The sequence below is a fragment of the Coleofasciculus sp. E2-BRE-01 genome (genome assembly GCF_040221695.1).
Taxonomy (GTDB): domain Bacteria; phylum Cyanobacteriota; class Cyanobacteriia; order Cyanobacteriales; family Coleofasciculaceae; genus Coleofasciculus.
In genome coordinates this window covers 50,191-62,284 of record NZ_JAVKEA010000200.1, presented here as the reverse complement: position 1 = coordinate 62,284, position 12,094 = coordinate 50,191, and the positions used below count along the sequence as shown (strand labels likewise).

Genomic DNA, 12,094 nt, shown 5'->3' with positions numbered 1-12,094 from the left:
AAATGGCTGTCTGAGCCTAGGAATACTGGATTTTAGGTTTGGGAGTGTCAAGTAGTGTTTGTATAAATTTGGAGTGTTGACTTATGGGTTTTATTGGTAAGACTGCATCGGTTTTTGGGGTTGTTGGGTTGAGCGCGATCGCGACTTTGGGTGTCGCTAAACCTGGGGTTGCAGCAGATTCCTGTGGACCAGGCGAACATTGGGTAGATACATGCACGAGTGGCTTTGATTCATTCGGTTCTTTTGCAACCATTGGAATTGATACAAATCTTGATAATCAAGTAGATTCGACAATAGTTTTGTCTGGTCCAACTACCATATTCCGGGGAGATCCAATTGATACCCCAGATCCTTTAGATGGAACTGATGGATTCACCCCACACTTGAATCAAATTAATACTGAGATTGTTTCTTTAGAGTTGTCTGGAGGGGGATTCACCCTTAAAGCAGGTGACGGTACTGGTAACTTGAATGATGATGGAGCGTTATATTCACCAGGAAAAATTATGGAGAAGGAAAATGATCCAAAATTAGCTATTAGCTACTTTGATATCTTTTTTGAAATCGATAGCTCATTGGGTAAATTGCATAATAAAGTGCCGCTCCGCCAATCAGCGATGATTAATCGAGTTCCTCCAATTGGTATTGATTATACTCATAACATTCCTAATCCGATTTCATTATTTAATGAAAATGACGACGAGGTGGCACGGTTAGTTAATGCTACTCATACCCCTGCTCCTGAACCGCTCACTATTCTGGGTTCAGCCACTGCTCTAGGATTTGGCGCATTATTCAAAAAACAATCTTCAAGAAAGCGTAACAAAAAAGATATGTCTTAATCTCATCAAGTGAGGCATTAAGTTACGGCTTTATGTAGGTAATTGTCATAAAAAATAAATAATATTTTTTCCTACATAGCGTTTAATCAGAAAATTGACTACAACAATCAGGAATAAACAGATGAATTTTGTCAGTAAGACTACGTTGGGTAAAAGCTGTGTTGCTCAGGTGGCGTTGGTTTGGGGAGTAGTCGGATTGAGCGCGACTCGCTTTTGGGTATCGTAAATTCTGCGGAAATAATGGGTTGATAATTCGGCTACCGGAAGACACCCGGAAAGTGACGCCCAAGGATGAGTTTGCGATGACTCGATATCAGACTGTTAGTCCTTTTAATGGCTGTCTGAGCCTGGGAATACTGGATTTTAGGTTTGGGAGTGTCAAGTAGTGTTTGTATAAATTTGGAGTGTTGACTTATGGGTTTTATTGGTAAGACTGCATCGGTTTTTGGGGTTGTTGGGTTGAGTGCGAGCATCGCGACTTTGGGGGTTGTGCAGTCTGCTAGTGCTGTAACTGTAGGGGCAGGTTTTGATTTTTTTAAAACCGGAGATGGTGCTAAATTTGAATTTGATGGCTTTGGCGAAATTGAATTTGAGGGAGTTCCTGTCGGTACGTTTGTTTTGCCGGATTCATCTGAAACAATTAATGTAGGAAATGCCGATACAATCGTCCAGCGAAAACAAGATGTGACTTTAGATAATGTGGGTGATTCCGGTATGACTGACATTGAAGTAAGGGTTCTCTCCTTGAAGAGTAAACAAAGTGTCACTATTGGGGAAGAGGAGTTCGACATTTTTACTGAAGTCACACCGGATGATTCACCAGACGGCAAGATGACTATAACCCTTGACAGCTTGAACGGGAATGTTGCCAAAGGAACCTTTAATTCCGAGTTTACTTTTAATTTCACTGCTTTATTTGTACCAGTAGGTGGGACAAAGGAAGATGCTATATGCCCTGAATTATTGAATAGCTGTAACTTCCCGCAATCTCTTGGAGCTGACAACGCAATGTGGACTAGTCAAGCCCCATCCGCAGCAATACAGCCAGATAAGGGTTTCTTTACGGTGGGTGTGGTTCCACATCGAGGAATTCATCCGACTAGTAATGCAATCGCCCCCGAACCATTAACTATCCTTGGTTCAGCCACAGCTCTCGGATTTGGTGCATTCTTCAAAAAACAATCTTCAAGAAAGCGTAACAAAAAAGATGTGTCTTAATTTCGTCAATTGAGGCGTTAAGCTACGGCGTCATGTAGAGAATTACTCAAAAAAGAAATGCCATTTTTATCTACATGGCGTTTGATCAGAAAATTGTTGGCAACAATCAGGAGCATTGTTATGAATTTTATGGGTAAGACTGCATCGGTTTTGGGAGTTGTCGGATTAAGCGCTTTGGCGACTTTGAGTGTTCCCCAATCTGCTAAGGCTGTAGATTTGGAGAAAGGGTTTGACCAATTCCTCACCTTTGGTGATGGTGGGAGTTCAATAGTTCTACCGGAAATTGGTATAGTTCCTCTCGTCGGTACTCCAGTTTACCCAGAACTCTCCCTTTCTGATACAACCCTAGAGCGACTAGAAGACTGCACTTTTGTCGAAGGTTCTTGTACCGTTCCACTCCTAATTCATGAACTAAATCTGCAATCGGTTGACCCTGTAGATTTATCCCCTTATGGTTTTGATCCATCTATCGTTCTCATTCGGCTTGAGGGAGAGCAAGAAACAGGATATATTACCATCAACCAGTCTTCCCAAACTTGGAGGGCTAATTTACCCGTTGAAGCTATTGCCCTATTTCCTGATGGTACCCCCATCGTAGTACCTGGTTTTGGTCCTCTAGAATTTTATGCCACGGCTGAGTCAGAACAGTTAATTGGAACTGGCACATTTACCACCCTTGAACCCTTTGATGCTATGGGTATATTTACGGGACCTTTTATTACTGATCCGAGTCTTTCAGAGCCTCATCCTCAAGAAATTCATGAGGTATATCCGCTTCCTCCTTTTACTGTTTCTAAGTCGGTTCCTGAACCCTCAGCTGTCGTACCTCTGGCTTTATTTGGACTAGCTGGACTTTGGGGATTGAAGCAAAAAGCATCCCGGAAGTAAGATTAATATCACGAGCGGTATTCTAACTGAATTGATTAGGGATAAACCAACCCTGTATTGTCTGGCGGGGTGAATAAGGGAGCTTCCGTAAAACCACTTAAACCCATGTATATTCACTATTTATAGGGGACAAGAATATGAAACCCAGACATTTTTCAACCTTAACCATTTTTGATGCTATCAGGATGAACAGAATTGGACATTCTGCCACCCTAGCGGCTGCTACTGTGATGATTGCCAGCGCAGCCCAGGGGATAACAATTGAACCATTAACCCAATATTGTCCAGAGGGAGATATTTTTATCCCAGCCAACAAAATCTGTGGGATAAATTTTGATACAAGCGTGAACGGTTTACCCCTGCTGTTAGATTTGCACGCAACGACTTATCATTCAGATATAAATCAGGTTGAATACAATTTATTGAATCCAGTTCTGGTAACCATACCGGGTGCAGATGGAGATCAGGTTAAACTTAATCAAGTGTCAGTATTCCTCGATCCCGTCTTGAAATTCGAGGCATCTTTCATAGATTTTGCCGAACCGAGTCCATTTAATCTGACATTTACGTCATTTCCTTTTGCTCCAAATGTTTCCATCGCGAGTTCTCTATCCGGTGTGCTAACTGATGGTAGCACACCTAAGAACGGGGTAAGTTTAACAACTCCAGGATTATTGCAGTATGACTTTTTGGATGCAACGGGTACGGTTGTAGATTCATTTAATCTCGGTTCTCAAGCATCTTTCCCGGCGGGTGCGCCAGACGGAAGTGGAGATACCCATCTCTATGAACCTTTATCTGGAGGGGGTACACTAACCTGTGATACTGTTGGCTGTGGCAGTGTAAAACTCAGCTTAGGATTTACAGGTTCAGGTGGGGGCGATAGCTACGAATTTACCAGTCGCTCAGATGTTACAGTGGCGGAAAAAGTCCCTGAACCTTCAGCCGTTGTCTCTCTGGGTTTATTGGGGTTGCTTGGAGTTTGGGGTATGCAAAAACGGCTATTTAACTAAACTGTAATCTCATTACTACAGCGGTTTTTAGGGCGCAAGCCTTGCGCCCCTACGATGTGAATGAATCTATTAATTTAAGCGTTCCACGCATTTGACTAAACTGAACCATCAATCGTTATGATGAATTCAAACAACAATTGGTATAAATCAATCCGCCTCGCCGGATTACGCCGTTTCGCTATAGCGATTACTTTTCTCAACCTATTAGGACATACGGTTTTAGGCTTTGAGCAATCCTGGGCGCAACCTTTAATTGCTCTATTCACCGCCTACAGTACGGAACTAATTCTAGAACTAATTGACGCCAAACTTAACCAGCGCCCTCTCCATTTTGCTGGCGGAGTCCAAAATCTGATCGATTTCTTGCTCCCCGCCCATATTACCGGGTTAGCCGTGGCTATGTTACTCTATGCTAATGACCAACTTTTCCCCATCGCGTTTGCGACAGCGGTGGCGATTGGTTCAAAAGCGATTTTTCACGCCCCGATTGGCAACCGTAGCCGTCATTTCCTCAACCCTTCTAATTTTGGGATTACCCTAACCCTATTACTTTTTCCCTGGGTGGGTATTGCTCCCCCCTACCAATTCACCGAAAATTTAGATGGGGCGGCGGATTGGATTTTACCGGGAATTATTGTAATTTCGGGTACGTTTCTTAATGCTAAATTTACCCGTCGCCTTCCCCTAATTGGCGCTTGGGTGGGCGGATTTGTGATTCAAGCGGTACTGAGGAGTTTAATCTTTGGTACGCCAATTATGGCGGCGTTAATGCCGATTACCAGTGTGGCGTTTGTGCTGTTTACGTTTTATATGGTGACTGATCCGGGTACGAGTCCAATTGCTACCAAAGATCAAATTTTATTTGGCGGTGCAGTGGCGGCGGGGTATGGTTTGTTGATGCTTTCTCATATTGTGTTTGGCTTTTTCTTCTCCCTGACGGCGGTTTGTTTATTACGGGGTTTATGGGTTTATGCTCAAGTGTGGATAGGGAAGATTTCTACAGCGAGAGTGGCGATGCCAACTCCGATGACGGTAGGGGAAATTTAAAACCTGTTTTGTTCTGGGGATAAAGGAAGACATCCCCCCTAGCCCCCCTTTGTAAGGGGGGAACAAGAAATAATTCAAGCCGATGGGGGTAACTAGAAATGACTCAAGGTATTTTCCGCAGGGAATAACCAGCAATGACTCAAAGTCCCCCTTTCTAAGGGGGATTTAGGGGGATATAAACCGTCAAAACCAGAGTATGTCAAGTTTATACCTCATGTTCAAGCTAACCAAGTGGTGTTCTTGCACTCTGGGTTACGAATGACAAATAACAAATGACAAATGACAAATAACAAAATTATGAATACTATCGCTATTGTCGGCATCGCTTGCCAATATCCTGATGCTAATTCTCCTATCCAACTCTGGGAAAATGCTCTCAGTCAACGTCAAGCCTTTCGCCAAATCCCATCAAAACGTCTAAATTTAAATGATTATTTCTCCCCTGATCCAAATACCCCCGATCGCACGTATACTAGGCAAGCTGCTGTAATCGCCAACTACGAGTTTGATCGGGTCAAATTCCGGGTTCCCAGTCACACCTATCATGGGGCTGATTTAGCCCACTGGTTGGCATTGGATATCGCCAGTAAAGCCTTAACGGATGCCGGATTTGCTCAGGGTGAGGGCTTACCTCATGATATGACTGGAGTTCTGGTTGGCAATAGCCTAACTGGGGAATTCTCTAGGGCAAATGTAATGCGCTTGCGCTGGCCCTACGTGCGCCGTGTCCTGGATTCTGCCCTGATTGAACAAAATTGGACAACGGAACAGCGTCAGGATTTCCTAGCGGGCTTAGAAGCGAAATATAAACAACCCTTCCCAGAAATTGATGCCGAATCCTTAGCTGGGGGGTTATCCAATACCATTGCGGGACGAATTTGCAATTACTTTAACCTCAAAGGCGGTGGCTATACCCTAGATGGCGCCTGTAGTTCCTCGCTGCTGGCTGTAGCGAATGCTTGTTCAGCGTTAGTGGCGGGGGATTTGGATGTCGCCTTGGCTGGGGGGGTAGACTTAAGTCTTGATCCCTTTGAACTGATTGGTTTTGCCAAAACTGGGGCGTTAACCCCCGATAAGATGCGGGTGTATGATACCCATTCTGCCGGATTCATCCCCGGTGAAGGCTGTGGCTTTATTGTGTTGATGCGGTATGAAGACGCGATCGCACAATGTCGCAAAATCTATGGCACAATTCGAGGTTGGGGGATTTCCTCCGATGGGAGTGGCGGAATGACTCGCCCAGAAGTCGAGGGACAACGTTTGGCATTACAACGCGCCTATCGTAAAGCGGGATTCACTCCTGATACGGTTGCTTACTTTGAGGGACATGGTACAGGAACCCCTGTGGGAGATGCAACGGAATTAAAGACAATCTCTGGCGCCATCCAAGAAAATCAGCGACAAAACGGGAAGTCTGGCAAAAATGAAACCTTACCCCCGGCGGTAATTAGTTCAATTAAAGCCAATATTGGGCATACCAAAGCGGTGGCGGGTATCGCTGGATTAATTAAGGCAACGATGGCAATTTACCATCAAATCTTACCCCCAACCACAGGTTGTGATCACCCCCATCCAGCGTTAATTCCCGATAGGGAAGCTGGGGAAGCTGGGGAAGCTGGGGAAGCTGGGGAAGCTGGGGAAGCTGGGGAAGCTGGGGAAGCTGGGGAAGCTGGGGAAGCTGGGGAAGCTGGGGAAGCAGAAATTAGCGCCGATGTAGGGGCGGGTTTTACTGATAACATGGTGTCAATGTCGGATAACTTGACTAAACCCGCCCTTGGGGAAACCCCAGTTTTGCGCGTATTAAAACAAGGGGAACCCTGGTCTCCTCATTATCCCCTAAGAGCGGGTGTCAGTGCTATGGGGTTTGGTGGGATTAATACCCATATCGTATTAGAAGGGATTAGCCGTCATCCGATTACCGATACCGGGTATAATCCGACATTATGGTCTACTCAAGATGCCGAATTGTTGCTTCTGGGGGGTAAAGATATCTCTGATTTGCACCAGCAAGTGACTCATCTTCTCACCCTAGCGCCTCAACTTTCTTATGCAGAAATCACAGATTTGGCGGCTGAATTAGCCAAAACAGTGAATAATAATAAAGGAATTAGGGCGGCAATTGTCGCCTCAAGCCCCCAGGAATTAACCACTCGCCTAGAAACCCTTTCCACCTGGTTAAATCAAGGAATTACCTCTCAACTGGATCAACCATTGGGACTATTTCTGGGAACCGGAAATACTCAACCCCGCATCGGATTCCTATTTCCTGGACAAGCTTCACCCACTTATTTTAATGGAGGGGCGTGGAGTCGTCGTTTCCCTGGGGTAAAACAGTTATACGAACAAGCCAATTTACCAATTGGGGATAGTCAGAATACCGCGATCGCACAACCCGCAATTGTTACCGCATCCATGGCTGGACTACAAACCCTAAACCACTTTAACATCAACGGTGCGATCGCGATCGGTCATAGTTTAGGCGAAATCACCGCCCTCCATTGGGCGGGCGCGTTTGATACCTCAACCCTATTACAACTGGTGAAAATTCGGGGACAAGCCATGGCAGAATTAGGACATCCCACAGGTAAAATGGTGAGTATCCGTGGGGATAAACGCCTAGTCGCCCCCTTAATCAAAGGAAAACAAGTTGCGATCGCGGGATTCAATTCACCTCGACAAACGATTATATCTGGAGACGCCCAAGCTATCGCCACCGTCATTAACCGGGCGACTCATCAGGGAATCAAAACCATCACCCTCCCCGTCTCCCACGCCTTCCACTCCCCCCTCGTCGCCGCCGCCATCCCCCCTCTGGCTGATTATCTGGCGACACAAACTGTTCATCCCCTGCAACGTCCAGTTATTTCTACGGTTACAGGTGATAAAATCACACCGGATACCGACGTGCGATCGCTCCTCTGTCATCAAATTACTGCCCCCGTGCGGTTTATTGACGCCGTTGATCACGTAGCCGCAGAGATTGATGTATGGTTAGAAGTGGGTTCGGGACAAGTCATGAGTGGACTACTGGGTGATTTTGTCAAGACCCCAATTTTCCCCCTCGATGCAGGTGGTACTTCTCTCAAGGGTTTACTCAACGCCATTGGTGCTACCTTTGCCCTGGGAACCCCAATTAACATCCAAGCCCTATATGCCAATCGATTCACGCGACCCTTTAAATTAGACTGGCAACCCCAATTCTTTGTCAATCCCTGTGAAATTAATGTAGAGACGTTGCATGCAACGTCTCAGTGCAACGAGACTGTAGGGGCGGGTTTTACCGATAACCTGCTGTCGATGTCGGATAACTTGACTAAACCCGCCCTTCTCAGGCAAACAGGGAGAGAAAATACGTCCTCATCTCCCAGACATTCCACCGAAAAACAATCCCCTCTAGAAACAGTGCGCCAATTGGTAGCGGAACGCACAGAACTCCCAATTACCGCTATAAAAGAAGACAATCACCTATTACGCGACTTACATCTCAACTCAATTACCGTCAGCCAACTCATCGCCGACGCCTCTCGCCATCTCGGTTTATCCGCCCCCGTCGCCCCCACCGACTATGCCAACGCCACAATTGGGGAAATGGTGCAAGCGTTAGAGGATTTGGCGCATACTGGTAATCATGAAACCAGTCAACAGAATCAACAACTCCCCTCAGGAGTAGACGCTTGGATTCGCACCTTTACGATTGAACAGGTGGAATCTCCCTTACCTCGTCGCCTTCCCCCATCTCCTACCACTCCGGGAAAATGGCAATGCTTTGCCCCAGCTAATCATCCCTTAGCCTCCAAGTTAGAGCAACCCTTAAATAACTGGGGCGGCGTGGGTGTGATTGTCTGTCTTCCTCCCAACCCTGACGAACACCATTTACCTCTCCTCCTATCCGGTGCAAAAGCTGTACTGGCGAACAAACAAACCACTCACTTCATTCTGGTGCAACAAGGTGGCGGTGGTGCGGGATTTGTTCGTACCTTACACCAAGAAGTTCCCAACCTTACCACCTGTATCATCGACTTACCCCTAGATCATCCCCAAGCCGCCGCCTGGGTACTCGCCGAAGCGCAAGCGGCTGTGGGTTATAGCGAAGCCCATTATGATACTAATGGTATTCGTCGCCAACCTGTTCTCCAGGTATTTCCCCTTACCCAGGAAGATGAGGGCGGGTTTAGTCACATCGAGGTGACAACCAAAGATAATCGTGAAACCCACCCCAACAAAATTGGCGCAACTGATTTATTATTAGTCACAGGCGGGGGCAAAGGCATCGCCGCCGAAAGTGCCTTATCCCTGGCAAAAGAAACAGGAATACGCCTCGCTATATTAGGCAGATCCCAACCAGAAAGCGATCGCGAACTTGCGGCTAATTTACAGCGACTCACGAATGCTGGAATCCCCTTCTGTTATCACTCTACCGATGTAACCAATGGATCAGCCGTGCGGGACGCGATCGCGCAAATTGAATCAGAGTTCGGCACAATTACCGCCATCTTACACGGCGCGGGTACGAATATTCCCCAACTCCTCAATTCCCTCGATGAAGCTGCCTTACAACGCACCCTCGCGCCCAAAGTTCAGGGATTGCGAAATATCCTCGCCGCCGTTAATCCCCATCATCTGAAACTCCTAGTCACATTTGGTTCCATTATTGCCCGTACTGGGTTACCCGGTGAAGCCGATTATGCCCTGGCAAATGAATGGTTAACCCAGTTAACTGAAGACTTTAGTCAACACTATACCAACTGTCGCTGCTTAACGATAGAATGGTCAGTCTGGTCTGGTGTCGGTATGGGAGAACGGTTGGGACGAATCGATACCCTGATGCGTCAAGGAATTACTCCCATTCCCCCAGACAAAGGGGTGTCGATTTTACAGCATTTAATTCATCAACGATTAAAAACGCGATCGCTCCCTAATTCAGTCATTGTAGCGGGTAGATTCGGTCAAGCCCCAACCCTCAAATTAAACCAATCCGAACTTCCTTTCCAACGGTTCTTAGAACATCCACGAGTCTATATTCCTGGTGTGGAATTAGTCGTGGATAGCGACCTGTCCCATCCCACCGATCCCTATCTTACCGATCACCAAGTCCAAGGGGAATATCTCTTTCCTGCTGTTATGGGATTAGAGGCGATGGCGCAGGTAGCCATGGCGTTAAGGGAAACCGAATTACTGCCGATTTTCACCGATGTAAAATTCAATCGTCCCATCGTCGTTCCCCCAAACACCCCTGTCACCATTCGCATCGCCGCCTTAGTTCAGGATACCAACCAAATAGAAGTAGTTCTCCGCACCGAAACAACTGGATTTGGCGTCAACCATTTCCAAGCCACCTGTCGATTCAATCCCCCAGGGGAACCTAGTAGAGACGTTCCGGTGGAACGTCTTGCGGTGGAACATCTTGCGGTGGAACATCCCCTTCAACCAAAACGGGACTTATACGGAGATATACTCTTTCATCAAGGACGATTCCAACGCTTACAGAGGTATTATAAACTTCGGGCAAAAGAATGCTGTGCGGAAATTGCCTCGGATTCCCAGACAAACTGGTTTAGCCACTATTTACCCACCCAATTAGTCTTAGGGGATCCCGGTGCCAGAGATGCCGTCATTCATGGAATTCAAGCCTGTATTCCCCATCGTACTCTCTTACCCATTGGTGTAGAAAAAATAGTCATTGGTTCAGCCTCCCCCACCGACTCTTGGTTCCTCCACGCCACAGAGAAACACCAAAAGGGAGATACCTTTACTTACGACGTAAACGTCACCAATCCAGACGGCAAACTCATCGAACAGTGGCAAGGATTACAGCTAAAAGCCGTCCATTCTGTGACACCCGATACCTGGGTAGCGCCCCTATTATCGCCCTATATTGAGCGTCGAATCAAAGAACAAATCCCCAACATTTCCCTAGACATCGCCGTACTCGAAGATGCTAACCTAGAACGTCAACAGAAGAGCGATCGCGCCATTCAACAACTCATACACAAAACACCGATACGTCGTCCTGATGGTAAACCAGAAATCCCTGGAAATCAACAAATCTCCATCGCCCACACCGATACCATCACCCTAGCTTGTGCTAGCATCAATCCCATCAGTTGCGATATCGAACCCGTAATGCCACGAACAACCGAGGTATGGCAAGATTTACTCGGAAAAGAACGGTTGAATCTAGCGCGGGCGATCGCCAAAGAAACCCAAGAACCCCTAGATACTACCGCCACCCGAATTTGGAGTGCTAGTGAATGCTTAAAGAAAGCGGGTGCTATGGTAAACTCCCCCCTAGTCCTCCTGGAAACCCCTGGGGATGGGGAAGTTTTGCTGGAATCTGGGGAAAGCGCGATCGCCTCTTTTGTTCTCCGCTTACGAGACACAGAGCAACCCTTAGTCTTTGCCATATTACTCCAACCAACCAATAACTCAACATCCCAGAACTTGGAAAAGCGCGATCGCTCGATCAATAATTGGCAACCCATCCCCAATCAGAAGGTAAAAACTAGCATTTAAAACCCAAAAACCCCAACTCAAAACCCGCCCAAACCCTCTGCGCCCCTCTGCGTAAACCTCTGCGCCCCTCTGCGTTAAAAAAACATCATCTCCCCCAACATCCAACCATGCGAACCTATGAACACCAACACATCGTCAGCTTTGAAGAAACCAACCTAGTTGGCAACGTCTACTACGCCAATCATATCCGTTGGCAAGGGCGATGTCGGGAAATGTTCCTCCGGGATCACGCCCCAGAAATCCTCACCCAACTCTCCCAAGACTTAGCACTCGCCACCGTCAAAGTCTCCTGTGAATACTTTAGTGAACTTTACGCCTTCGACACCGTAGCCATCCGTATGCGCCTAGATTCACTAACTCAAAATCGGATTACCATGCTGTTTGAATATTGGCGAATTACCGACAAAGGCGAGGAACTTATTGCCAAAGGTGAACAGCAAACCGCCTCAATGCGACGAGAAGGAGACAAACTCGTACCAATCCCCGTACCCACTGCACTCAAAGAAGCCTTAGAAATCTATCATTAAACATAAAATAGCAGAAGGCAGATCAAGATGAGAGAAGCAACTTTTC

General features: G+C 46.7%; 7 protein-coding genes. All 7 read left to right on the top strand.

Going from position 1 to position 12,094, the window contains the following annotated elements; all coding sequences use genetic code 11:
• The first annotated feature begins 83 nt into the window (after positions 1–83).
• Entirely contained in the window at positions 84–842 is a 759-nt protein-coding gene (locus RIG66_RS25515; RefSeq protein WP_446381599.1) for a PEP-CTERM sorting domain-containing protein, read from the top strand.
• A gap of 414 nt (positions 843–1,256) precedes the next feature.
• Positions 1,257–2,060, top strand: a complete 804-nt coding sequence (locus RIG66_RS25510; protein ID WP_446381597.1) for a PEP-CTERM sorting domain-containing protein — start codon at positions 1,257–1,259, stop codon at positions 2,058–2,060.
• A gap of 120 nt (positions 2,061–2,180) precedes the next feature.
• Positions 2,181–2,948: a hypothetical protein gene (locus tag RIG66_RS25505; RefSeq protein WP_446381595.1), complete on the top strand. Its 768-nt coding sequence runs from the start codon at positions 2,181–2,183 to the stop codon at positions 2,946–2,948.
• A 137-nt stretch (positions 2,949–3,085) separates the two neighbouring features.
• Positions 3,086–3,961, top strand: coding sequence for a hypothetical protein (locus tag RIG66_RS25500; RefSeq protein ID WP_446381593.1), 876 nt, complete (start codon positions 3,086–3,088; stop codon positions 3,959–3,961).
• Positions 3,962–4,081: 120 nt separating this feature from the next.
• Positions 4,082–5,008, top strand: coding sequence for an enediyne biosynthesis protein UnbU (locus RIG66_RS25495; protein WP_446381865.1), 927 nt, complete (start codon positions 4,082–4,084; stop codon positions 5,006–5,008).
• 279 nt (positions 5,009–5,287) lie between these two features.
• Entirely contained in the window at positions 5,288–11,521 is a 6,234-nt protein-coding gene (locus RIG66_RS25490; protein WP_446381591.1) for a type I polyketide synthase, read from the top strand.
• A gap of 107 nt (positions 11,522–11,628) precedes the next feature.
• A complete protein-coding gene (locus RIG66_RS25485; RefSeq protein WP_446381589.1) occupies positions 11,629–12,048 on the top strand; it encodes an acyl-CoA thioesterase in 420 nt (139 codons plus the stop codon).
• Positions 12,049–12,094: the final 46 nt, after the last annotated feature.